Origin of the sequence: uncultured Devosia sp. (assembly GCF_964244875.1) — a bacterium.
Lineage (GTDB): Bacteria > Pseudomonadota > Alphaproteobacteria > Rhizobiales > Devosiaceae > Devosia.
Window position 1 is genome coordinate 407,773 of the sequence record NZ_CAXTKA010000002.1, and the last position, 24,207, is coordinate 431,979.

The 24,207-nt window shown below is 61.5% G+C and carries 14 protein-coding genes and 1 tRNA gene; 6 read left to right on the top strand and 9 right to left on the bottom strand.

Features of this window, described 5'->3' with window-relative positions; all coding sequences use genetic code 11:
• Both ACFE8X_RS04420 and ACFE8X_RS04425 read left to right on the top strand, forming a co-directional pair.
• Positions 1-822, top strand: coding sequence for a carbohydrate ABC transporter permease (locus tag ACFE8X_RS04420; RefSeq protein ID WP_375450238.1), 822 nt, complete (start codon positions 1-3; stop codon positions 820-822).
• Between the two features lie 18 nt (positions 823-840).
• Complete coding sequence (locus ACFE8X_RS04425; RefSeq protein ID WP_375450239.1) at positions 841-1,782, top strand: SMP-30/gluconolactonase/LRE family protein; 942 nt, start codon at positions 841-843, stop codon at positions 1,780-1,782.
• A 9-nt stretch (positions 1,783-1,791) separates the two neighbouring features.
• On the opposite strand, the gene ACFE8X_RS04430 is transcribed toward ACFE8X_RS04425, so the two are convergent.
• The 3 genes from ACFE8X_RS04430 to ACFE8X_RS04440 form a co-directional block, all read right to left on the bottom strand.
• The gene (locus ACFE8X_RS04430) at positions 1,792-2,727 is read right to left on the bottom strand and encodes a Gfo/Idh/MocA family protein (protein ID WP_375450240.1); all 936 of its coding nucleotides are present in this window, start codon (positions 2,725-2,727) and stop codon (positions 1,792-1,794) included.
• Positions 2,724-3,374, bottom strand: coding sequence for an aspartate/glutamate racemase family protein (locus ACFE8X_RS04435; RefSeq protein WP_375450241.1), 651 nt, complete (start codon positions 3,372-3,374; stop codon positions 2,724-2,726). The genes ACFE8X_RS04430 and ACFE8X_RS04435 overlap by 4 nt, the downstream gene beginning before the upstream one ends.
• 83 nt (positions 3,375-3,457) lie before the next feature.
• Positions 3,458-4,768, bottom strand: coding sequence for an alpha-glucosidase/alpha-galactosidase (locus ACFE8X_RS04440; RefSeq protein ID WP_375450242.1), 1,311 nt, complete (start codon positions 4,766-4,768; stop codon positions 3,458-3,460).
• 463 nt (positions 4,769-5,231) lie between these two features.
• Between ACFE8X_RS04440 and araD the strand changes: the two genes are divergently transcribed.
• Both araD and ACFE8X_RS04450 read left to right on the top strand, forming a co-directional pair.
• Positions 5,232-6,962 carry an L-arabinonate dehydratase gene (gene araD, locus ACFE8X_RS04445; RefSeq protein WP_375450243.1) on the top strand — a complete coding sequence of 577 codons (1,731 nt, stop codon included), beginning with the start codon at positions 5,232-5,234 and terminating at the stop codon, positions 6,960-6,962.
• A gap of 69 nt (positions 6,963-7,031) precedes the next feature.
• Positions 7,032-8,072, top strand: a complete 1,041-nt coding sequence (locus tag ACFE8X_RS04450) for an ABC transporter ATP-binding protein (protein WP_375450244.1) — start codon at positions 7,032-7,034, stop codon at positions 8,070-8,072.
• A gap of 60 nt (positions 8,073-8,132) precedes the next feature.
• On the opposite strand, the gene ACFE8X_RS04455 is transcribed toward ACFE8X_RS04450, so the two are convergent.
• Positions 8,133-9,344, bottom strand: coding sequence for an extracellular solute-binding protein (locus tag ACFE8X_RS04455; RefSeq protein ID WP_375450245.1), 1,212 nt, complete (start codon positions 9,342-9,344; stop codon positions 8,133-8,135).
• Positions 9,345-9,809: 465 nt separating this feature from the next.
• Between ACFE8X_RS04455 and ACFE8X_RS04460 the strand changes: the two genes are divergently transcribed.
• Both ACFE8X_RS04460 and ACFE8X_RS04465 read left to right on the top strand, forming a co-directional pair.
• Complete coding sequence (locus ACFE8X_RS04460; protein WP_375450246.1) at positions 9,810-10,856, top strand: LacI family DNA-binding transcriptional regulator; 1,047 nt, start codon at positions 9,810-9,812, stop codon at positions 10,854-10,856.
• Between the two features lie 155 nt (positions 10,857-11,011).
• Entirely contained in the window at positions 11,012-11,326 is a 315-nt protein-coding gene (locus ACFE8X_RS04465; protein WP_375450247.1) for an SMP-30/gluconolactonase/LRE family protein, read from the top strand.
• 531 nt (positions 11,327-11,857) lie between these two features.
• Here ACFE8X_RS04465 and ACFE8X_RS04470 read toward each other — a convergent pair.
• The 5 genes from ACFE8X_RS04470 to ACFE8X_RS04490 form a co-directional block, all read right to left on the bottom strand.
• Entirely contained in the window at positions 11,858-14,488 is a 2,631-nt protein-coding gene (locus ACFE8X_RS04470; protein WP_375450248.1) for an AAA family ATPase, read from the bottom strand.
• Positions 14,485-15,609, bottom strand: coding sequence for an exonuclease SbcCD subunit D (locus ACFE8X_RS04475; protein WP_375450249.1), 1,125 nt, complete (start codon positions 15,607-15,609; stop codon positions 14,485-14,487). Before ACFE8X_RS04475 ends, ACFE8X_RS04470 begins: the two co-directional genes overlap by 4 nt.
• A gap of 5 nt (positions 15,610-15,614) precedes the next feature.
• Positions 15,615-21,584 (bottom strand): DUF3320 domain-containing protein, encoded by a 5,970-nt coding sequence (locus tag ACFE8X_RS04480; protein ID WP_375450250.1) that lies wholly within the window; start codon positions 21,582-21,584, stop codon positions 15,615-15,617.
• Between the two features lie 253 nt (positions 21,585-21,837).
• Positions 21,838-21,914 (bottom strand) — tRNA-Arg (locus ACFE8X_RS04485).
• A gap of 93 nt (positions 21,915-22,007) precedes the next feature.
• Positions 22,008-23,912: a hypothetical protein gene (locus ACFE8X_RS04490; protein ID WP_375450251.1), complete on the bottom strand. Its 1,905-nt coding sequence runs from the start codon at positions 23,910-23,912 to the stop codon at positions 22,008-22,010.
• Positions 23,913-24,207 lie beyond the last annotated feature (295 nt).

Below are 24,207 nucleotides of genomic sequence, written 5' to 3' on the forward strand. Positions count from 1 at the left end.
ATGAAGACTGGAAAGCTCTCCAATCACCTCATCACCGCACTGCTCATCATCGGCGCCTTGGTCATGCTGCTGCCGCTCTATTGGGTCTTCGCCATGGCGGTGCGGCCGCGCAGCGAAATCTTCGACATGGCCGCGGGCTTCTTCCCATCCCGGATCGGGACGGACGGCTTCACCAAGCTGTTCGCCAATTACCCGGTGTGGAATTGGATCGGCAATACCGCCTTCGTCGCCGTCGTTTCGGCAGCGCTGACGGTGTTTTTCAACCTGCTCGCCGGCTACGCCTTTGCCAAGCTGACCTTTTGGGGCCGGGACGTGCTGTTCGTGATCATTTTGAGCACGATCATGATCCCCATCCAGGTAGTGCTGGTGCCCGAATTCATGGTGATCAACTGGCTACACCTGCTCAATTCACTGTGGGGCGTCATCCTGCCCCGCTGCGCCGAGGCCTTCGGTATTTTCATGGCGCGCCAGTTCATGCTCAGCATTCCCAATGAATTGCTCGAAGCCGCGCGTCTTGACGGCGCCAACGAGTTTCAGATCTTCCAGAAAGTCGTGTTGCCCTTGTGCAAACCGCTAATCGCCGTTTTAGTGGTGTTTGCCGTCGTGTGGCGTTGGAACGATTTCTCCTGGCCGCTGGTGGTGCTGACCGATCAGAAGAACTTCATGCTGCAGCAGGGCCTCAACCTGCTCAAGGGCGATCCCAGCCAGGATTGGAACAGCATCATGGCCCTGGCCGTCATCTGCATGGTGCCCATGATCGTGCTGTTCGCCTTTTGCCAGCGCTTTTTCGTCCAGGGCATTGCCGGCTCCGGCCTCAAATAACCATCAAGGACCATGCCGATGTGGCAGGCTTCGCCCTACTATCCCGACCCGGCCTTTCAGGCGCTGGACCCCAGCTTCAACAGGTATTTCGAGACGCTGGGTGCGCTCGAACGCCTGGCCACCGGTTTTCGCTGGTGCGAGGGGCCGGTGTGGTTCGGGGACGCTAACTGCTTGCTGTGGAGCGATATCCCCAACGACAAGATCATGCGCTACGACCAGGGCACCGGCGCCGTCAGCGTGTTCCGCCAGCCCGCCAATATGGCCAATGGCAATACACGCGACCGGCAGGGACGGCTGGTCACCTGCGAGCATTCCGGCCGCCGGGTTACCCGTACCGAGTATGATGGCACGATCACGGTGCTGGCCGATCGCTATGATGGCAAGCGCCTGAATTCCCCCAACGACCTCGTGGTCTGCTCCGACGATTCGATATGGTTCACCGACCCACCTTTTGGCATCGGCTCGGACTATATGGGCCGTCGTGGTCAGCAGGAGTTGCCGGCAAGCGTCTATCGCCTCGATCCGTCGACGGGGGTGCTAGCCCTGATGGTCAGCGACATTGCCGGGCCCAATGGGCTGGCATTCTCGCCTGATGAAAAGACGCTCTACCTGGTCGACTGCCGCTCCAAGCCCGATCGCATTCTGGCCTATGATCTGATCGATAGCGGCCTGCGCTTGAGCGCGCCCAAAACCCTGATCGAAGCCAGCGATGGCGGTACGCCGGACGGCTTTCGCTGCGACGAGGACGGCAATCTCTGGTGCGGCTGGGGCATGAATGGCGGCGATCTTGATGGCGTGATGATCTTTTCGCCCGCCGGCAAGCCGCTGGGCCGTATCGCCCTGCCCGAGCGCTGCGCCAATCTGTGTTTTGGCGGGCCCTATCGCAACCGGCTGTTCATGGCGTCCAGCCAATCGCTCTATGCGGTCTACGTCAACACCAGGGGCGCGGTAGCCTGCTGACGCGCTTGGCTAGCTCGTCGTGCGCGCCACGGTGTCCCACTGCGCCATCAGAAACGCATCGGCGATCACGCGCATCGGCTCGATGTCGACATCGTCGCTGCCGCTATCGATCAATGCCTTGAAACGCTCGTAGAGGCGCGGATATTCCAGATTGGCCTCGCGGATGGATTCATGTCCGTCGACATGCAGCGTCCGCCCACTGTCGGTCAGCGAGAGTTCGGTGCCGTCCTCGCAGGTGATGGTGATGAAGCGTTGATCCTGCTTCACGCGCCAGTCGAGATCGACCAGCAAATCCTCCGAAGCATCGCCGATAGCGAGCGCAATCTTGGCGGCGACTGGCGCGGCCCTGCCGGCTTCGACCACGAATGTGCTCGACTTGACCAAGGCCCGCTCGGGCAAAACCTTGGTCAGGATGGATATCGCATTGCTGCCGGCGTCGAAGACCCCGAGTCCGCCCGCTTGCCAGATCCACTGCTGGCCCGGATGCCATCGATCGACATCCTCATGCCAGACCGTGTGCAGCGTCTTGACCTTACGGTTGGCAAGCAGCAGCCGCGCCTCATCGACGGCGGCGTTGTGGTGCGAATGCCAGGTTGCGAACAGGCTCGCTTCCGAGCGCTCCGCCAGGTCACGCAACGCCGCTATTTCGCCCAGGGTTGCCGTGGATGGCTTTTCGAGGAACACATGCTTGCCTGCCAGGAGCGCATCGCGCGCTATGGCGTAGCGCGGTGCCGGCGGAGTGTTGATGGCAACGGCGTCGATATCCTTCCCGTCGGCCAGCAGCTCGCGGTGGGTGCGGTACAAGCGGCATCCGGGCGGGGGTTCGGCCAGGCTCTCGCTGACGATTGCGGTGACCTCGAATTGCCCACTCTCGGCGATGACCGGGATGTGGCGGGTGCGCGAAATGTGGCCATAGCCGATGATGGCGATGCGAAGCAGCGTCATGAGCGAACCATCGCGGCGCTGGCCTGCCGCGCTGCGGCCACAAGGCCGATGTCGGGGCTGGTCAAAGGCTTGCCTGCCTGACAGAGCGCCGCTGCGCCCGCCATCGACGCCTGCGCCAGCGCAATGGTCTGGTGGCCGTCGCGATAGAGCTCATCGGCGAAGCCGGCGACGATCTTGTGATATTGGGAGATGTCGCCACGCCTGAATGCCGCCCAGGCACCCGGGACCACGCGCACTTCGATTGTCGCACCATTATGGGCGCGTTCGGCCGCGGCAAGGAATAGTTTGCGGCTCGGCTCCACGGTTGTCTCGACAGCGCAGAGAACGACAACCTCGCCCCCCTGTGCCACGCTGGCTTGGGCCAGACTGGCATCGGCACGCAGAACGGGCACCGGCGCGTCAGATGCGGCCAGATCGACGGCCGAACCGATCGTCGAGCAGGTCAGCAACACCGCATCGGCATTGCGGCCAAGCCGATGCAATTCCGCAGCGGCGCGGGCCTCGATCTCGTGGGTCACCCCCCCTGCCCGTTCCGCCTCCAGCAGCAGATCGTCGCGCACGACATGGCTGAGCTTGACCCCCGGCGGACAGGCGGCCTCGAACACGGCAATGTTTGAGGCCAAGGTGTGAAGACAGGCGATTTTCATGAACAACCTCGTCGGCACTTATCTCGAGGACGTTGCCGCCCGAAAAGCTGGGCAGCGGCGGCGGCAGGGGGAGACCTGGACGCCTAGGCGGCGCGACGGCCCGTCGGCCGCAGGCCTTGCGGCATGGAGTCACCGTGATAATCGATCAGTTCATCCACCATCTGGCGGATGTGGTCGATCGAGATCATGCCTGCGGCGTTGCGGTCGAGCAGCGCCGCCCGGTAGAGCAGATCGCGATCGCCGGTCAGCGCGGCATCGACGGTCAATCCCTGCACGAAGACATGGGGCGTGCAGTGCGCCGCCAGTTCCATCGGCAATGAACCGGCGTGGCACGGCCGCAAGCCATTGCGGTCGATGACCACCGGCACTTCGACGCAGCAATCTTGGGGAAGATTATCGATCAGGCCAGTATTGCGCACATTGCCATAGATCAAGGTGGGCTCGTTGGTCACGATCGAGCGCATGATCGAGGCGCCGAATTCGGGGCTCTTCTTGATCTCGAAGCCTTCGCCGGCCAAAAGCTTGCGCCGCGTTTCCTGAAACTCACCCAACCGCCGCACGACCTTGTGCTTGAGGTCATCCACGGGGACGAGGTATTTGGCGACTTCGGCATCATTCTTGATGAAATAGGGCGCGTATTCGGAGAAATGGCGGCTCGATTCGCTGACGAACCAGCCAAACTGCCGGAACATTTCGAAGCGAACGCGGTCCTGATCGTAGATCGCCGGATCCTTCATCGCCTCGCGCAAGGCGGGATAGGCGTCCTTGCCGTCGATTTCCAGGCGCAGGAACCAGGTCATGTGGTTGATGCCGGCGCAATCGTAGGACAGGCGGCTGTGATCGACCTTGAGATAGCGCAGCAGATCATCGACGGTGTTTTGAACGTTGTGGCAGAGCCCGACCACTTGCTGGTCTGGGAACGCCTTGTAAACTGCCCAGGTCAGGATGCTCATCGGATTGGTGTAGTTGAGCAGCACGCAGCCGGGCGCCAGCTCAGCCATGTCGCGGCATAGCTCCATCATGAACGGGATGGTGCGCAGGCCGCGGAAAATGCCGCCAATGCCGACGGTATCGCCCACGGTTTGACGCAGGCCGAACTTGGCGGGAATCTCGAAATCAGCGGCGATCGACTCCACGCCGCCAATCAATACCATGTTGATGACGAAGTCGGCGCCGCGGATCGCTTCGCGCCGATCGGCATGTTCTTCGACGACCGGCTTGGCTTTTAGTTGCTCAGCTGTCCAGCGCGCCATGATGCCAGCGGTCTCGAGCCGTTCCGCATTGATGTCATGCAGCGCGATAGTTGCGCCAGCCAGTTCTGGCGCCGACAGGATATCGGTCAGCAGGTTCTTGACGAAAACGACGCTGCCCGCGCCGATCATAGCAATTTTCACAACGGATCCTCCAATTGGATTGATTTGGTCTGCCCACTGCCGCTTACGACATCGACGCTGGTCGGTCGGCGGAGCTTCTGGTTCAATTGACTCTCGTACGGCGCAGTAGCGACGCGCCAAAGCTTTTTGCTAATAGGTATTAGCATGATGATGGCCAATCGCTCTCTTGCTGTCAAGGGGTAGGTTGGCGCTGCTCGCTGCGAGACTGCGATCCCTCCGGTTCGCCATATCCGGGAAGGCAAAGGCGGCTTTGCAACAACGAAAATCTGTGTGCTTGACACTTTAGGTCGTTACGATACAGCTTGCTAATACCTATTAGTTCGGAAACAGACACCGCATGGCTGGGGGCTTCGTTTATGTCGGACGTTCGTGGACCAACCCGCCGCCAATGCGGCTATCGTCGTGCGCCATCATCGTTTCAATGGCATCAAGCGAAATACCCTGATTAGAAGGAATTGCAGTTATGACCACGCGGCGCAAAAACCCTTCGGAACTCAGAAGCCAGCAGTGGTTTTCTGCGCCGGGTTCAGCGGGTGCCCACAAGGATCGCCGGATCAAGCAGGCGGGGTTTCTGGCCGAGGACTATAAGGACAAGCCGGTCATCGCCATCCTGTCGACCTGGTCCGATTTCAATACCTGCCACGCGCACTTTCCCCAGCGCATCGAAGAGGTCAAGCGCGGTATCTGGCAGGCGGGGGGTTTCCCCGCCGTCGTTCCGGTGCAGAGCGTCAGCGAGAGCTTTTCGCGGCCAACCAGCATGATGTACCGCAACTTTCTCGCCATGGAAGTCGAAGAGGCGATCCGCTCCCACCCGGTCGACGGCGCGGTTCTATTGGGCGGTTGCGACAAGACCACGCCGGGCCTGATCATGGGCGCCGCATCGGCCGGCGTGCCGTCGATCTTTGTTCCCGCAGGCGCCATGCTGCGCGGTCACTGGCGCGGTCATACTTTGGGGACCGGCACCAGCACCTGGATTGCGGAGGCCGACTATCGCGCCGGCAAGCTGAGCGAGACCGAATGGCGCGACTTTGGCCAGGCCTCGGTGCGCTCCACCGGCACCTGCAACACTATGGGCACGGCTTCCACCATGACCTCGCTGGTCGATGTGCTGGGCCTGTGCCTGCCTGGGGCCAGCTCAATCCCTGCCGTCGACTCCGAACATGCCCGCATGGCGTCCGCAGCGGGTCGGCGTATCGTCGATATGGTCTGGGAAGATCTCAAGCCGAGCGATATTGTCACCCGCGCATCCTTGATCAACGCCGTCATTGCCGACATGGCCCTGTCGGGGTCCACCAATTCGCTGATCCACCTCATTGCCATGGCCCGGCGGCTCGGCCTGGATCTATCGGTGGACGATTTTGCCGCGGCCAGCGAGACGGTCCCGGTGATCTGCAATCTGATGCCGGCAGGGCAATACCTGATGGAAGACTTCCATTTTGCCGGCGGCCTGCGTGCCCTGCTTTCGGTCATCAAGGACCACCTCGATACCGGGGTGATGACCTGCACGGGTCATACGCTGGGCGAGGAAATCGCCGATGTCAAAGTGTGGAATGATGACGTCATCCGTCCGCTGGACAATCCCATCTATGCCAGCGGGGCGCTGGTGGTGCTCAAGGGGTCCCTGGCTCCGCGCGGCGGCATTTTGAAACGATCGGCCGCCACACCCGAGCTGCTGTCGCATACCGGCCCCGCCGTGGTGTTCAAGAATTATTCCGACCTCAAGGCGCGCATCGACGATCCCGATCTCGAAGTGACTGCGGACAGTATGCTGGTGTTGCAGGACGCCGGCCCGATCGGCGCTCCCGGCATGCCCGAATGGGGCATGCTGCCCATTCCCAAAAAGCTGCTGGCGCAAGGCGTGCGCGACATGGTGCGAATCTCCGACGCGCGCATGTCGGGCACCAGCTTTGGCACCTGCATCCTGCATGTGTGTCCAGAGTCGCGCGCCGGTGGCCCACTGGGCCTGGTGCGTAATGGCGACCTGATCCGGCTCGATACCGACGCGCGTACGCTCGATCTCTTGGTGGATGACGCCGAATTGGCGCGCCGCCGTGCTGCCTGGGTCGTCCCCGCGCCGCACTATACGCGGGGTTATGGCGAGCTGTTTTCCGCGCATGTTACCCAGGCCGATGAAGGATGTGACTTCGATTTTCTGGCCAAGCAAGGCGTCACTGTGGACCCCGAGGTTCATTGAGCCGCGATTGGCTTCGGCCTGAAATTGGCGCTCTGGCTCCCGGAGACCGCTAGTAAGAGGAGACAGCACATGGCGTCGGTCACCATTCGCGGTGCAACCAAGTTTTACGGCACACTCAAGGTCCTGCACGGCGTCGGTATCGACATCGAGGACGGCGAGTTCGTCGTGCTCGTCGGTCCCTCGGGCTGTGGCAAATCAACCTTGCTGCGCATGATCGCCGGGCTTGAGGAGATCTCGGGTGGCGAGATCCGCATCGGCGACCGCGTCGTCAACGATCTGCCGCCCAAGCAGCGCGATATCGCCATGGTGTTCCAGAACTATGCGCTCTATCCCCATATGACCGTTGCGCAAAATATGGGATTTTCGCTGGCGCTCAAACGCGTCTCCAAGGCGGAAATTCGCGTCAAGGTGGAGCGCGCCGCCCAGATTCTCGGCCTTGGCGAATTGCTGGAACGCCAGCCACGCCAATTGTCGGGCGGCCAGCGCCAACGCGTTGCCATGGGCCGCGCCATCGTGCGCGACCCCAAAGTGTTCCTGTTCGACGAGCCCTTGTCCAACCTCGACGCCAAGCTGCGCGTGCAGATGCGCTCGGAAATCAAGGAACTGCATCAGCGGCTCAAGACCACGACCGTCTACGTTACCCATGACCAGGTCGAAGCCATGACCATGGCCGACAAGATTGTGGTCATGCGGGCCGGCTCGGTCGAGCAGGCGGGAACGCCGCTGGAGCTATATGATCGACCGCAGAATACCTTCGTAGCCGGCTTTATCGGCTCGCCGGCGATGAACCTGTTGTCCGGCGAGATGACCGAAGCGGGATTTAGCATCGCCGACGGCATCGTTTTGCCGGTGCCCGCCAATAGCGGCCCAGCAGTCATCTACGGTATCCGTCCCGAGCATCTGCAGCTGGATCCCGCCGGTATCGCCATTGAAGTCGTCGTGCTGGAACCGACAGGTTCGGAGACGCTGGTTATCGGCCGCCTGGGCGGCCAGACGATCAATGGCGTCTTCCGGGAGCGCATCAGCTTGGCGCCGGGGTCGATGCTGCGAGTCAAGCCCGACCTGTCGGCGGTTCACCTGTTCAATGGCGAGGGCCGGCGGCTGAACTGATTTCTATCATTCGCCCCTAACCCAAATATCCCCCCGCCGCAAACGGGGGGATTGAGCTTGTCAGGCGCGCGCTAGAATTGCGGCAGCCTGGTCCATGACCTTTTGTGCACCATCGGCCGGCGACAGGCCGAACATGATCTCGGTATTGACGTCGTTGAGCATCAGCGCCACCTCTCCAGCACCAGGCGGGGGCGGCGGGGGCAAGTTTCCGGCCGCCTTTTCCGCTTCGCCCAGATAGCCGACAATCTGCTGCTCGATCGGGTTCAGGCTGGGGAGCAGCGCCTCGCGCACCGCCACGTCGGGGGGAACGCCGACGTCCAGCTTCTGGATTTTGACGGCCTCAGGATCCATGAGCAGGAAGTTGATCAATGCCACCGCCAGTTCCGCATTGGGCGATTTGGCGCCGACACTGAGAAATTGCGATGGTTTGATGAACTGTCCCGGCCTGGTGTCCGATCCTGGAATGGTCAGCATACCGATCTGGTTGGGCGTCAATGCCGCATAGGCCACCAGATCGTTGGACCAACCGAACGAGATTGCCGCCAGTCCCTGCGTCATCAGGGCGCCTTCGGCGCTGGCCTGCTGCAGGCCCTGGATTTCGCCTGTTGCCGCCAGACCGTCATTGGTCATGGCCTGCCAGAAATCGAACCACTCGACCAGGTCGGCCAGCTCGAAGCCCAGGGCCTTGCCGTTGTAGAGCGATTTGCCGCGTTGGCGCATCCAAACTTCGAGTTCGTTGCTGCCGCCGCCACGGTTTGGCGTCGCCACCACGTTATTCCGGCTCGTCTTGGCCTTGAACTGCTCGCATACGGACCGGAAATCGTTCCAGGACATGAGATTGGTCGGTGCCACGCCAACCTCGTCCCAGGCAGCGACGTCGTAAAACATGGCCTGGGAATTATCGCCGCCGGTAATGCCGTAGGTTTTCCCGCCGATCTTGCCCGAAGCCAGGCGCTTGTCGCCGAACCCGGCAATCTGGAGGGTGCCCGGGATATAGGCATCGAGTTCCAGCAACGTGCCGCGGCTGGCAAATTCCTCGATGCGGCTGAAATCCATCTGAATCAGGTCGGGCGGATTGCCGCCGGCGAGTTGGGTGTTGAGGCGCGGCCAATAGTCATCCCAACCAGCCCATTCTACGCTGGCGGAGATCGACCCTTTTTCGGCGACAAACTTGTCCACCGCCGCCTGCCGGTTGGCGGCGCGGGCGGGGCCGCCCCAGAAAAAGTACCGCAGATGTTGCTCCTGCGCGAAAGCGCGCCCGATCATGGCCATAGCCGCCGCTCCAAGCGCCACGGCGCCTGTTCCAGCCAGTAATTTTCGACGTCCAATGAGAAATTGAGACAATGCAGTCCTCCTTTTTAGCGCTTGGCGCCATTCCTCCTCCGGCCGCAGCTGTTGCTCGACGCTGCTTGCCGGCCAAGTGCTAAAACGATTTAGCACTAAGTCATCCTGACGCCTCCGGCGCCAAATCAATCAAGCTCCGCAAGGCCAGCCGCACGGTAAACAGCACACACGCAGCTTGCTAATAGGATTTAGCAAAAGCATAGGCGCAGCTGGATGGAATTGTCAAGGTTGTGGCGAATGATCGTTTTGAAGGTCGGCGGCTCGGCTTGGCAAGGCGGGCCTGGCGCGCCTGTCTATTGACACTGTGCGGAGCATGAACCAGTACCAAAGGCTAATACCTAGTTAGTGTCAAAATACGCCGGTTTCCCCGCCAATCGGAAAAGCCAACAAGCGATGAGTGAAAAAAGCCGCGCTCCCACCAGTCTTGATGTCGCTCGATTGGCCGGAGCTTCGCAAACCACCGTGTCCCTCGTCCTGCGCGGGCGGGGAGATGCTTCGAGGGTCTCCAAGCCAACGCAAGAGCGGGTTTTCGAGGCCGCCAGGACACTCAATTATGTCCCCAACCGTCTGGCCCGCAGCTTGCGCAATCAGGCGACGCAGGCGATTACGGTGGTCGTGCCCAGCCTGCAAAACCCGTTCTTCGCCGAAGTGGTCAGCCAAGCCCAGGCAGAGGCGGACGAGCGCGGCTTCTCCGTCAACGTGATGGTCGCCAATTCTCCGGCGAAGGTGCGCCAGGTGCTATCCTACCTGGCCGGTGGCTCGGTCGATGGCGTCTTGCTGGGCGTCGATCCCGACTCGGTATCCGATCAGATCGAGGTCCTGGCCGGGCGGGGCGTGTCTTGCGTCATCATCCAGGCCGGAGGGCATTTGCCCTCCAATATCCCCAATATCAGCATCGACGTCGAGGGCGGTGGCTTCATGGCGACCCAGCACCTGATTTCGCTGGGCCATCGCCGGATTGGCTATATCACCGAGCTCGACAACAAAACCCACAAGAAGTACTTGGGCTTTCGACGGGCGCTGAATGGCGCCGGGCTGGAGGCCTGCGAAGCCTGGTTCGCCGTGGGACGCAATACCATGTCAGGCGGCGCCGAAGCTACCCAGTTGCTGCTGTCGCAGTCCGGGGCTGAACGCCCGACCGCCATCTTCGCCTATAATGATCTCATGGCGATCGGCGCGCTGCGCGTGCTAAGGCAAAACGGCATTCGCGTCCCCGAAGACGTGGCCGTCGTCGGCTTCGACGGCACCACTATCGGCGCCTTTACCAATCCGTCCCTGACCACCATCTCCCACGAGCGTAACGCACTCGCGGTGGAGGTGCTGTTCGGCCTGATCATGAAACGGGATCTCTCGCAGACGCGCTACGATGTCCCCATTTCCCTCACCATCCGGGAAAGCTGCGGCTCGTCCATCAAGATGCCCAAGTCGGCGCAGCACTAGGACCGGCATTCATGCCGGTGCCGCAAAAGCCTAAGGACCGCTCGATGACCGCCGCCGCAAACTCGCTCATCGCCGATGGCGAAACCTTCAAGACCGTCGATTCTACCCCGCGCGGCGTCGGTGAAAGCCCGGTCTGGGATGCCGGTCAGTAGACGTTGCATTACGCCTCGATCCTGGATGGCGAAATTCACGTCATTTCAGTCGGCTCCGGCACACGCCAGGTCCACCGTTTCCCCTCGGCTGCCAGTGCGCTGGGCTTGTGCGACAGCGGCAAGCTGGTCGTGGCGCTGCAAGCCCGGGTGGTTCTATTGGATGTTCAGACCGGAGTGAGCGAAGTGCTCTGCGAAATCCGGCTGCCCATCAGCCAGATGCGGTTGAACGACGGCAACTTCATGGTCGTACCGAATTTCCGGCCGACCATGCCTGCTTCGGCGACTTGGATATGCGCACGCTTTACATCACCAGCCTGACACAAGGCTTGGAAGCCGAACAATTGGCAGCCAATCCGAGCGCCGGCACGGTGCTCGCGGTCAAGGTGCGCGCACAAGGCGCTCCTGTCGCGCGCTTTCGGCGCTGAATCCAGGAACCGAGATAGTCTACCCCACAGGTCATCGGTTGGCGTTGGCGCATTCCCCCCGATGTACGGCGATCGCGCGCGTCCAAGACCAGTTGGCGCGCAGGACGCGTAAGCCACGGCAATCCGCCACATCACCAATTGGGGTGCATTTCTATGTGACAGAAAATACAGATAATTGCTAACTCATTGAAAATGTTGGCGAACCGGTCAGAATAAAACTGCGAACACCTACGCTGTTGAAATTAATAGATAACTCCGCGGGGAGCCGATGTTCAGCATAAACACTGCCCAAGATATCGCGACCCGGCAGCGTTGGGCAGTGAGCCGACTGTCCGCTTTGCACCTCATCATCCAGATTGCATACACGAGCAGTGTCCATAGGCGAGGTTCATTAACAGATGTTGCAATAGTCAGCCTGCAATTTTCATGGGGGCGACCAGTCGGATATCGATAAGACATTTCCGCCGAGCCGGGAGAATGCGCGCTGACGGCATGAGAAGATCAGGATTTGCTGGTCGCGCGATTGGCTGTGCAGGGCTTCGAACATGCGCTCGATGCGGTCGTCGTCGGAATAGACCAATGCATCGTCCAGTATAACCGGCGCAGAGCGGCCGTCGCGGGCGAGTAGACGTGCGAAGGCAAGACGAGTGAGGATCGATAGCTGTTCGCGCATGCCGCCACTGAGCCGTTCGACTTCCTCTTGCTGCCCGTTTCGCAGAACGGTTTTCGGGAGCAGCGTGGTCTCGTTGAATGCGACTGTAATGTCGTCAAAAAGCAGGCCGATCAGCGGGCGTAGTTCGGTGATGACGGGCTTCAGATAAAGGTCGCGCGCGGAAGAACGGGCGCTGGTGAGGGCTGTCCGGAGGCGATCAAGGGTCTTTACCTCAACTTCGTAGCGGTGAGCCTTGTCGGTAGCGGCGGTCAACAAATCCTTGGTTTCTTGCCAATTCTCCTCGATTGCCTTGTCAGCTTGCGTGCGGATCTGGCCATTCAGGTCGGCAAGCGTTTCCCTGTTCAGCTTGATTTCCTGGTCGGCTGCCTGAGCGACGGCGCGCACGCGTTTGAGGCTAAGTTCGGCTGCCGCAAGGTCCTGGACCCTAGCTCGAAGCGGTTCGACAGCGGCTTCGGCTGACAGCAAACGCTCGCGGCGTGCTTGGAGTTCGCCGTCGATTTGCATGACCTTTGCCGGTCTTTGGCTGGAAGCACCCAGCGTCGCCTCAAGCGCGCGCAACTCGGCCTGTAACTCTGCGTGCGCGGCGTGGGCGGCGAGAAATTCCTGATGCGCCGCGTCTGTCATCGGGCGCGCTTCGCGCACTGCGTTGCGGCTGGCGACGACATCAGCGTCTGCAGACCGGAGTGCCTCGATGATGGCCGAGGCATCGAACTTGATTTCGAGTCTGTCGCCCCGCAGCGCGTCCAGACGCGTGACGGCCTCGCGCAGGGTTTCGATACCATCAGGAGCAAGTTGCCCAAGCAGTTGGCGGTCGAGAGTTAGGGCGTCGGATTTTTCGCGGGCAATATTCCGGCGCTGGCGCGCTGCGGCAATGCTTTCGACGCCGACAGAGACCAGGAGCATCCGAACCTTGTCCTGGACAGCCGCAATGGCTTGGCCGGCGTCGTCGACATATCGGCTTCGGATCGTAAGGCGGCCGACATGGGCAATGTCCAGATCGATCGTACCGCTAAAGTTCTGGTGGGCGTCATGGGTGAGCGGTTTGCCGGCCAGTGCAATCGAGGTGTCGGCTGGATTGGCATAGACCATGCGCAGGCTGGGCAAAGCTGCCGATTGCACGGCGCTCAAGCGGGCTAATTCGAGATCAAGGTCTTCGAGTTGCTCAAGGGCCTTTTTTGGAACAAGCAAGGTGGCGAGCAGGGCGTCGCCTGTCTCTAATCTGGTGCGAATGGCCTCGGCTTGCGTCAGTCTGTCATTGGCAGCGTCGAAGCGTTCAGCCGCATCACGCGCGTCCTGCGCGGCGTCGAGACGGGCTTTGTCCTCAAGTGCTTGGCGCTCGCCCGCTTCTGCGGCTTGCATCTCAGCCTGCAGGCGGTCGCTCTCGGCCCTGGCATCTGCGTGGCGGGCTTTGGCGAGATCGAGGCGCTGCGTGGAGGCGGTCGCTCGTCGCTCCAGTTGCCCAGCGCGGTCGAGCGCATTTTGAAACTGCTCGGAAGCAACTGCGGCTGCGCGATGCTGCTCGACCGCCAATGCCAGACCGGCTTCGGCGGCGAGCAGGGTTTCGCGATGCGAACGGGCCGCTTGAGAGGCTTCCTCGGCGACCTTGATCTCCTCTCGGCGCGCCTCGACTTCCTCGGGCGCTTCGAGTTGAGCCAAGCGGCGCGTGGCTATCCTGCGACGATCCAGCGCATCGCGCAGGGCAGCGACATCGGCGGACAATTGTTGTTCGAGGGCCGCCAGCCGGTCTTGTTCGTCAAGCGCATCCTTGTAAGGACCGCCGGCTTTGGGTTTCATATTGCTTGGGGTAACGAGACGGCCCAATGCCTCTTCGCAGGCCATCAGAATTTCGGCCATGCGACGGCCACCTGTCAGCGCTTCGACCTCGCCCTGCACCGATGACAACAGCGTTTCGCGGACGCGGCGGTCGCTTTCTTCTTCGGATGTACTGCGTTTTTCAATACCGGTCAGGCCTTGGCGGACCCAGAGCAGCCCGGCCGGGCCGCCGGCGCCACCTTTGGTCAGATTGGCGATGAAGGCTTCGGCTTCATCGGCTTGGGCGACGAGGCGATTATTGCCCAGTTCGATGATGCGTGCGTAACGTCCGCCGTAGAATTGCTTAGTCAGTCGGAAGGCGCCATCCTTGGTCTCGATATCGGCCTCGACCAGCGGGTTGCCCCCGGCATATGGGCGCAGCAGTTTAACGCTATTGGGTGTGCCGGAATGGGGCTGGAAAAACAGGGCGTGCAAGGCTTCGAACGAGGTGGACTTGCCAAACTCGTTGGCGGCAGCCAGCACGTTGACACCGTCACCAATATTCTCGATGGACACGCCGCGGCCGGCGAACCTCTTCACGTTGTGCAGGCGAAGGGCACGGAGTTTCATGCGTCGATCTTTTCGCAATAGGTGAAGAGGCGCATCAGCGCAGCCTGGGCAATGGTCCGTTCATCAGCCGATAGCGAAGCGTCCTCGCTTTGTGCGAGGAGAGCCTCAGCGGCCAGGCGCAGTGCGCCGGCATGGTCGATGCGCTCCAGATCGCTGGCTTCGCATTCGGTCAGCAACTGACTGTCCTCGACCTCAAAATGCGCAAATTGTGGCGCCAGCGCATCGGCTCGGGCCGCAAGCGCAGTCCGGGTGGCGATGCGAGTGTGACCGAACAGGTCAAGTCGCAGCAAGGTCTGGCGACGGTTGGTCGGCTCGGGTAATGCCGCTTCAAGACTGGCCAGGCCATCTTCCTCGCCCAAAAGTTCGAGCGGCCTAGTCTGCCAAGCAAAATTGGCAGTGGGTACGGTAGTTATCTCCGGAACGGCGTCTGCATTGGCGATGGTAACCAGCAATGCTTCGCCTGGCTTGCCGTGCTTGAAGCGATCTGGTTCGGGAGATCCACTATAATGGGTGCGCTCGTTGAGACTGAGCCGGCCATGCCAGTCGCCGAGCGCGAGATAATCGAGACCCGCCAAGGCGGCACGGTTTGGCGCGATGACTTCGCCCTTGGCGCCGTCTTCGGAAAAATCGAGCACGGGGCCATGGGCAAGGCCAATGCGCACGGCGCCTTGCGGCGTGGCGGCGGTGCTCATCCATTCGGTGAGGTCACGGCCCGGGCGGCGCGTGGTGCAAGGGGCTGGCAGAAGCACGACATTGCCGGCAAGTTCGATGGGCCTTGGCTCAAGTGCAAGGATAACATTGGGCGGCAAAATATCGCGGGCGCGCCGCCAGAGTTCGTCTGCCAGAAGCGAGTCGTGATTGCCCGGCAAGATGACCCAGGTGAGGTCGGGTGACTGACGCATTTCCTGCATGGCGTGATGCAGCATTTGCGGCGTTGGCGTTTCTGTATCGAAAGTATCTCCAGCCAGAAGGATGATGGCAGCACCATTGCTGCGCGCCTGCCGGGCCAAGCGAGAAAGAGCCGTGTGACGCGCCTCGCATAGGCGACCGCGCAGGTCTTCCGGCAAATTGCCAAAACGTTTGCCGATATGCAGATCGGAGCTATGGATGAAACGAAACATGGTTCTCAATTCTGGATATGTTGACGCGCGCGGGCGATCGCTTCGTCCAGCCGGGCACGCGACGTCGCCGCCAAGCGCTCGACGCGAAGCAGTCGCGCCAGATCAGCGGCAGGATCGCGCTGATCGAGCAAGGCCGGATTGGAGATCACGAGGGAGGCTAATTCGGCAATGGCAATGTCGCCAATGCTGCGCCGAGCTTCCTCGTTGGCGTGAGGACGGTAGTCTAGCAGCGATGTGATGGTGTCTTTGCGCCAAAGGAAGATGCCGCTGCTCTCGCTGGTTCGGTCCACATCGCGCAGATGGATATCGATCCGCTCCCGAATCCGCGGACCAGTTCGCGGCCAGCCGTGAGCCCGCGCGATGCGCTGCGCCAAAACATCGTCACGAAGGGGTGCTTCATGCTCAATCACCGTGTCGATCATGGCCTTAAGTATGCTTCGATATTCGAAGTCGTAGAAGCGGTCGGGATCGGCTGGTAGCGCGGAAAGATCGGTAACTCGGTAGCCGGTGGCGCTAGCATCCAGTTGCGCAGGTGCTGACACGACGACCGGCGGAGCCAATTCAACAATTTCCGCCACACCCATCAACCGCACGGGCTCCGGTGCTGGCGCAGCGGATGGCGATTGCGGAACAAGGGTTATGTCTGGCTGGCTCTCCTCACTCATGCCCGTTTCAATTGCTGCTTGGACCTCCTCGCCCATGTCCCAGTGACGGCCGGCAGCTGCCTCCGATTCTGCCGCTTCCGATTCTGCCGCTTCGGCCTCGGCACGTTTTGCGCGCAAGGTTTCAAGTTGTTCGGTGAGCGCAATGTGAAGGCGGTCCACCGCGCCGGCCGGATCGAACCACCAGTCTGTCGACCAAACGCGCAAGATGGTCCAACCCAGACCGCGCAAAACCTGTTCGCGCACCTTGTCGCGATCACGGGCGGTGGCTGAGCTGTGATAGGTGGCGCCATCGCATTCGACGCCGGCCAGATAGGTGCCTGGCCGGTCGGGATCGCGAATGCCCATATCGACCCGGAAACCCGAAATGCCCACCTGCGGCACGACTTCCCAACCGCGGCCCTCAAGTTGCAATGCCACGGCCTCTTCGAACGGCGACTCCAGTGCGCCGACCGAACCATCATCCTGTGCAGGCAGGGCAATAGCGCCGCGTTCGGCGAAGTCGAGAAAAGCCTTCAGGTGTTTTACACCCAACGCCTTGGTTCGGTTGACGTCGATCTGGTCGGCGGTGAAACCAGAAAAGACCAGCAATTCCTGGCGAGCTCGGGTGACGGCAACGTTGAGCCGGCGTTCGCCGCCATCGCGGTTGAGGGCACCGAAATCCATGCTGCGCTTGCCCGCTGCGTCCTGTGAAAAAGTGATCGAGAACAGGATAACGTCACGCTCATCACCCTGAACATTCTCCAGATTCTTGACAATGACAGGCTCGATGCGGTCTTCGGCAAAAAACCATTCAAGTTCGGGCCGGTCACGCCGGGCGGCATCAAACAGGTCGTGGATCAGGGATTGCTGTTGAGCGTTGAAGGTGATGACCCCAAGTGTGGGGCGCTCCTTTTCCGGCAGGGCCAACCAACCGCCGAGGCGGCCGACGGCCTCGTCTACGATAGCTTGTGCTTCGCCGCGATTGGTACGGCTTTTGCCGCGGTCATAGATGCCGCCCACCTTGCGCAACTGCACGGCGCGATCCTCGACATTGGGCGAGGGGAAGGTGACCAGCCGGTTCTGGTAATAGTAGTGGTTTGAGAAGGCGATAAGCGATTCATTGCGGCTGCGATAATGCCAGCGCAGGTCACGCACTGGGATGCCAGACGCCTTTACTTCGTCGAGAATGCTTTCGAGGTCCTTTTCGTGTTCGGCAACCGCCTCGTCTTCCTCGTTGCGGCCAAAGAAGTTGGTGGGCGGCAACTGCTTTGGATCGCCGACCACAATGGTCTGGTGTGCTCGCGCGATGGCGCCGACGGCGTCCCAGGTAGTGATCTGAGAGGCCTCGTCGAAGATGACCACATCAAATAGCGCCTGATCAGGCGGCAAATATTGCGCAATGGACAGTGGCGACATCAGCATGCAAGGCGCCAGCTTCCCGAAGTTTTCCGGCATGGCGCCGATCATTTCGCGGATCGAGCGGCTGGGACGCTGCAACTCCATCTGATGACGGAGCAGGCCAAGCTCGGAATTGCGGGGTACGCTCTGGATTTGCGGCAGCCCATGAGAAATGACATTGAGCACACGCTGGGTAGCCTGGGCGCGGACCATGTCATCGATCTGGCGGAAATCGACAATCGCATGTTCGTGCTGGAAGCGGCGGAAGTCGCGGAGCACTGGATCAAGATCAAGCACCAGGGGCGCCCACCAGCGGGCATAGGCCAGACGGAACGCAACGGCCGCGCCATCGGGGATAATGGTGCCCGCTTCGAGACCGGAGATCAGAGGCCCAAGACCGCGCTGGACGGCCTGCTTGCGCGAGCGGCACCAGCTGGTCCAGTCGCGCAGGAGATGAGCCACTTGCGGCAGTTCAGCCAGAAGCGTCTGCAAATCGGCCAGCGGTGTCGAACCTGCCAAAGGCGGTGTGCTGCCCGCTACGGCAGCGAACGCGTCAAGGGCCGCATTGAGGCCGACGCGGGATGCGACAAGGCGCCGGGCGGCATGGCGGACGTGATCGTCGGCGCCGGAGCGCAGCGTTTGGTCGAGTGCGCGGATCATTGCGCGCACAGCTTCCGTGTCACTGGCGAAGGGACCAAGGACGCGGCGCATCCGATCAGCAAGGCCCAGCACGTGAGCGACTTGCCCGGTATTCGTTTCGAGACCGGCAAAGCCGACCGTCTTGGTCGCCAGCGAGTTTGCTGCGATGGCGCGGGCGCTGGCTTGCATGGCGAGGAGCGCCGGTAGATCGGTGTCGGCATCGGCCGTGCCGCTGCGGACATAGGTCTGGAGCAGCTTTTGCACCTTACGCTTGTCGATCTGGGCCTTGGGCCAGAAGGCAGTCAGCGCTTCACGCCATTGGGCGTCAATCGTGACTAGATCTGCCCCGAGCAACGCGGCTTCGTTATAGCTGGCCGATAAAAGTGCACGGGATGCGGCGAAGGCCGCAAGTTCGGCTTCAAGCGCGGCAAGCGCCTTGGGGAGGTTGCCGAGTTCAGGATCGAGGAAAACAGTTAAGTCGTGTCCGGCGCTGTCGATCAGCACATCGGCAATGGCTTCAAGCACGGCGATATCGGCTAGTGCTGCATCGGAATTGGGCTGAAAGCCGATGGCGCCGAGAAAAGCGCCAAGGCTGGTGCCGAGAATCTCGCTGGCCGCGCCGAGCTCGGTACTTTTAGCCAGAAGATCGGCCTGCCAGGCCGAAGTCCATTCGGGATGGTCGATCAGTTGCAGGGTGGGGCGGGTCTGGATAGATCGGAAGGCGAGCCCCACTTCGTCGGCCATGCGTTCCAGATCGTGCCGCTGAATCTGGTCATGGACTTCGTGGCTTAGCCAAGCCAGCTTGGGGGCAGGATCGTTCTGGCCGCGCAGCGCCAGGCCCAGCGCGCCATAGGGCGTAAGGCCATTACGATAGGTCTTGTGCAGAGCGGCGACATAGCGGTTGAGCTCGTCGCGGCGCAGGCGGAGTTGCTCATTAACGCGAACCCACTCGTCGTCTCTGACTCGGCTACCCTTTTCCCAGGAGGACTTGAGCTGCCCCAGAAAGTTGCGGCGGTCGGCCTTGCTCGAATGCAGTTCGATACAGTGAGCTCCCAAGCCATGTTCACGCAGGCGACGATAGACGACGTCAAGTGCGGCAGTCTTTTCGGCGACGAAAAGCACGGATTTGCCGGTCGCCAGGCAATTGGCCATCATGTTGGCAATGGTTTGGCTCTTGCCGGTGCCAGGCGGGCCAATAATGATGAAATCGCGTCCTTCGGCTGCGGCGAGACTGGCGGCAGTTTGCGAAGAGTCTGCTGGTAGCAACGAGACCACATCGGCCGGCGGGCGGGTGTCGAGGCTGGCTTCGCTCGCAAAGGGCTCACCGGCACCGGCAAAGGCCTGCTCAGGCGTGTCGATCAGGTGGCGGACGACGCGATTTTGGCGCAGGGCGTTGGTGCGCTCGACCAGATCCTTCCACATCAGGAATTTAGCGAAGGAGAAGGTGGACAGCGCAGTTTCGTCAACCACTTCCATGCCGGGGACGTCGCGTACGGCCTGGCGCATCATGGTCAGGAGGCGCGGCACATCCACACCATTGGCATCGGTAGGTAGATCGCCATTGAACTGGGGCAGGCGAAGATCGAACTCGCTTTCGAGAAATTGCAGGAGTGTAGCGTTGAAGCGCGGTTCGTCCTCGTGATACCGCAGCGAGAAGGCCGAGCTGGCGCTGCGGCGTTCAAGCTTGACCGGCACCAAAAGGAGGGGTGCGCGATAAAAGCGGGTATCTTCGAGCTTCTTTTTCCAGCGCAGGAAACCAACGGCGAGAAAAAGCGTGTTAGCGCCGCCTTCGGCCAGATCGTTCTTGGCCTGACGGTGCAACTCGATCAGCCGGACATCGAGGTCGCGGCCGGGGAGTGGCGAAGCCAGTTCGCCCCGCTGCAGGGCCTCCGCGGCAAAGCCTTGTTGGAGGTCCTTGCCATGTACTTCGCGGTACAGGGCCGGATCGCGTTCACCGAGCGGGTTCTGTTCCGGCAGCGAAATGAGACGGATGGCAGCGCCACCGGCCAGCATGTCTTCCAGCGCCGCGGCATCGGCGCAGAGGAAGGGGATGGTCTTGCGGCCTTCGGCAAAATTAAGCAGGCGATTGCGCAGCGTAAGGTCAAGCAGCTTGCGCTGCCATCGATCGACGCGACCGGAGGCGGTGGTCGGCTTGACCTCGACGATTTCGGCGGGGCCGGTGCCAAGAGGTGGCGTTATGGGCAAAGGAAGTGCGCTGACCGGCGTCAGGTCACCGGTTGCGGCGCGGCGCAAGGGCTCATGTGATGCCAGCGGCGTGATACCGCCGCTACGAGCGCGGTGCACATCGATTGCGGCGACAAATTCATGAGCATTGGTTTCGTCGAGGCGGCGCTCGGCCAGGCGCTGGGCGGCATCAAGCGGCATGGCCGGACGATGGGTGACGCCGGTGGTTTCGAACACCAGCAATTCGCGCGCCGCGAGTGCCTTACGGATCTCCATGGCGTCATGCTCGATGCTGCTCGACAGCGTTCGTTTGTTGAGCCAGACGCCGACGGCGGCGTGGCCGTTAAACATCAGAATGACCGGATAGAGCCCAGCGCCTTCGAGCGCGGCGGCAAAAAGCAGGCTGGTATCGAGGCAGGTGGCGAGACGCTCGGTTTCGATGGTCGAGGGGCGACGCACCTTCTGGCCGCGATGCTCGAAACTGATCGGCGGCTCGGCATAGTGCAGACCCATGCCGGTAACCGTAGAATAGATGGATGCGGCTAACAGAAAAGCGCGTTGTGGACTGCTGCTCTGATAGCCATCAAGAGCTGAAGAGTGACCATGGGCAATCAATTGATCAGCTGCCTGGCGCAGAATGGCAGCTATAGCGGGGTCATTGGGCATGACGAAAGCGGGCAGCAGTTGCGCCATATCGTGCACACCGCCCCATTCGTCGCGAGCCAGCAGCCGAACATCGATGCGTTCTTCAGCCAGCACCTCACTCCCGCGCTTCAGGAGCAGCGAAACACAGCCGCGTTCTGCCTCGTTGAGACCGCCAAGGTATGCTGGGTCGAAGTCGACTTTCCGATCGCTCAAAGTGATATCATCGCCATGCAACAGCCGGTCGATGGTCCAAGTCTTGGGGCGAAGGAAGGCGGGATCTGCCGTCAACTCTAGGGCCAAATTCTGTAAATTTTGTCCTGTCGAATTGCTCAGCCTAATCGAACGAATAACCGGGATTGCGTTCTGATAGGATGCGTAGGTAAAGCTGGCTGCAATGTCGCTGTGTATTGCAGGTCGTTCCGCAAATTCTTGCGGCGCATCATCGGCAGTGTCTTCCAAAATCATCTTGGCCCCCTACATCAAACACTAAACGCCTTTCATCTCGAAAGAAAAGGCAGATTTCAATTTAGTGAATGTGAGGCCGCAGACATGAGGCGCAACTATCTGCCAGCTTAAATGCAACATGCTGGGGCGTAGGTTCGCGAGCGAACTGTCTGCTTTCACGAATTTCATAAATATGGACGAACAGTTGAAATGGGGCGCATAGCGGACCGATCGCTAATCGGTAGCGAACATAGCGATTTGCTAACAAGCAAGTTGGCGCACCCGGAGAGATTCGAACCCCCGACCTCTGCCTTCGGAGGGCAGCGCTCTATCCAGCTGAGCTACGGGTGCATCCGGGCTGCGGAGCGATGCTCCGGCTGAATGGGCGCAACCTAACCAAAGCCGGGCATGGGCGCAACTGGGGTTGTGCGCGAAATTGCCGGCTCAATCGCGGGCCAGGACGATCAGCCGGTCGCCGGGCAGATAGTCCAGCGGCAGGGACTTGAGCGGATTGACCACGATGCCGTCGGCAGCGGCGCCGGGACGGGGGCGGTGATAGCCGAGGGCGACTTCGCCGCGGGCGCGGGCGGCCTGGGTGATGGTGTAGAAATTGGCGGGCCGGTCGAGCCCAATATAGTCAGCGGCCGGGCGCATGTAGATTTCCGAGCCGTCCTCATCGAGCAATTGCTCGAAGATGGCGGCCAGGCAATCGTTTTCCGAAGCCTGGGCCAGCATCAGGCTGACCAGCTTGTTGGACACGACGAAATCGTCGGCGCGGGTCACCTCGGCCAGTGCGCGATTGCGCACATCGACCATTTCTGAAACCACATTGACATGCACGCCCGCTGCATCGGCGATCTTGCGCAGGTGCAGCAGGGTCACCAGCGTGCTGGTATCGGTGGGCTGGGCGGGCAGCAGGTCCGAATAGCCCAGCACCAGCACGTGGTCGTAACCGGTAATGCCCAGGCTCTCCAGCGCCGTGCGGCTGGTGGTATCGATGCGGCCGTAAACGATGGACAGATTGTCGCTGGCGATATCGAGCGCGGCGACTTCCGCCTCCAGGTCGGGCGTATCGGCGGCAATGGCGAGCACCGAGCCGGGCGCCACATAGCGCGACAGCTCATAGGCGATGATGCGGGCGCGCCGGTTCCAGCCCAGGATCAGCGTGCGCTCGGGCAGTGCCGGGCGCGGGGCGGGCAGGCGCATCGCATCGGGGTCGACGCTGATATTGGCGGTGGCGATGCGCACCGCTGCGTCGTCCTCGGCGATGACGATGGCCTTGCTGCCGGGAATGATGAGTGTGTCCATCGGCGGGTTGAGGCGCACCGTGCCGTCGGGCGCGCAGAGCCCGATCAGGGTGGAGGTTTCATAGGCCATCAGGCTATCGCCAAAGACGTTGCCCACCAGATCGGGCTGGTCCAGCGTGTAGATCTCGCAGCCTTCGAAATCGAGCAGTTCGGAATAGACCGCCGACAGGCCCGACTGGCGCGAGGAATGCACCACGATGCGCGCGATCAAGTCGTCGGCCAGCACCAGCTGGAGCTCCTTGCCGCCGACGACGCGGGCGACATCGGCATTGGCGGCGTTGCGGATTTCGGCGGCGACGCGATAGGGCGCGGCGCGGCGGCGCGGATCGTTGACCAGTGCCAGAATCGTCTTGATGACGCGGCTGTCGGCATCGTCGGGGGCGCCCTCGGCCAATTCGGGCGAGACGACGATGATCGAGCGTGCGGTTTGCGGGGAGGCCAGCGCCAGATCGTAGAGATCGGTCGGATCGCCATGGCGGCAGATGACCCTGGTATTGCCCAGGGAGCCGACCTTGGCGGCGATTTCCTCTTCCATCTCGACCTTGTCGCGCATGGCCATGACGACGATGCGCGGCTTGCGGCGGCTTTTGTTGGCTATAACCAATTCGCCGATGATGTCCAAGATCGACGGGCTCCAGTTCAAAATGATGGTGTGGTCGGTTTCCAGCACCTGGCTGCGGCCCTTGCGCAACTGGTCGAGCTTGGCCTCGATGCCGGTGGAGAGCACGCCGATCAGGGTGGAGACAATGAGGATGCCGCCGATGGTGACGGCCAGCATGACGAGGCGAAAGCCCCAGCCGGCGTCCCCGCCCATGGTGCCGCTGTCGAGCGTGCGCATCAGCGCTGCCCAGGACGCTTCGATGAAGCCGGGCACTTCGCCGCCTTCGGGCGCGATGCGCAGCAGGGTGATGAGGGCGCCCGCCACCAGGATGACCAACAGCGACAGCAGGGCCAGCCAGCCGATCAGCGCGATCGGGCCGGCCGACATGGATTTATCGAACTCGTAGCGCAGCCGCGCGCCCAAGCCATTGCGCCTGCTCATAGCCACCAGGCCCCTGCGAGGCGCCGGCCCCGCGCGGCGCCCCGAACGCACTCTTAGCGATCCGATGCGGCAGGGCAATTAACAATTGGGGCGAAGTCACGCCGTATGCCCCGATTTCGCCATCAAGGCGCCGCGATTGCCGCCTAGAGCAATTTTGCTGTCCTCGATAACAGTCCGGTGGCACTGGCTTTTCGGGCTGCGCCAGCAGCCGATCCCGGTGGCGCGGCGGCCAGCATTGCGCTATCGCCCCCCTGGGGCAAATCGGTTAGAGTGGCGCGTCAGATTACGGATCAGC